At 67.8% G+C, this 1,088-nt stretch carries 1 protein-coding gene; it reads left to right on the top strand.

The window, feature by feature from the left end:
* Positions 1–106: 106 nt before the first annotated feature.
* A partial coding sequence (locus AA75_RS32215; protein WP_033823881.1) for an IS481 family transposase occupies positions 107–1,088 on the top strand: 982 nt, incomplete at its 3' end.

Here is a 1,088-nt window from a genome sequence, read left to right as displayed (position 1 = left end):
CTAGCTGTATTGATCACGAGCGTTGTTGACAGTGGTCGGGCTTGATCAAAGTGAAGACCTCCGGTGTGGTGGAGCTGTCTAGGACTGCACCGCACCGGAGGTCTTCATGTCCCACCGTAATGCCCGCCTGACCGTGCACGGCAGGCGGCTCCTGGTCGAACGCGTCAGGGCGGGACGCCCTGTCGCGCACATAGCCGCCGAGATGGGGATCTCCCGCACGACCGCCCACAAGTGGGTCCGACGCTGGCGGGCGGAGGGCGACGCGGGCCTGCACGACCGGCCCAGTCGTCCCCGGACCACCCCGCACCGCACACCGGCCACGACCGAGGCCGAGGTCTGCCGACTCCGACGTGAACGCAAGCTCGGCCCCGCCAGGATCGGACCGATCCTCGGTGTGCCGCCCTCGACGGTCCACCGGATCCTGACCCGCCACGGAATGAACCGACTGCGATGGATGGACCGGCCCACCGGCCAGGTCATCCGCCGCTACGAGCGCCAACTCCCCGGCGAACTGGTCCATGTCGACATCAAGAAGCTCGGCAACATCCCCGACGGCGGCGGCCACCGCGTCATGGACCGGCAGGCCGGCGAGAGCAACCGGTACGCCACCACCGGCCTGAGAACTTCGAGCGGGACACCGAAGATCGGCTACAGCTATGTCCACAGCGCCGTCGACGACCACACCCGCCTGGCCTACAGCGAGGTCCTGCCCGACGAACGCAAGGACACCGCGGCCGCGTTCTGGCAGCGGGCCCAGGCCTTCTTCGCAGACCTGGGCATCACCGTCGAACGCGTCCTGACCGACAACGGCGCCTGCTACAAGTCGCACCTGTGGCGGGACACCCTGCGGGCGGCCGGCATCGCCCACAAGCGCACCCGCCCCTACCGCCCGCAGACCAACGGCAAGGTCGAGCGCTTCAACCGCACCCTGCTCGACGAATGGGCCTACCAGCGGCCCTACGCCAGCAACCAGGAACGAACCGAGGCGCTCCCCGACTTCCTCCACCGCTACAACTACCATCGCTGCCACACCGCCATCGGAGGACAACCACCGATCAGCCGTGTCAACAACCCTGCGGGTCAATACA

The organism is Kitasatospora sp. MBT63, from assembly GCF_000710465.2.
Taxonomy (GTDB): Bacteria; Actinomycetota; Actinomycetes; order Streptomycetales; family Streptomycetaceae; genus Kitasatospora.
Note: the sequence above shows the minus strand (reverse complement) of the source record. Positions and strands in the feature narration are given on the sequence as shown.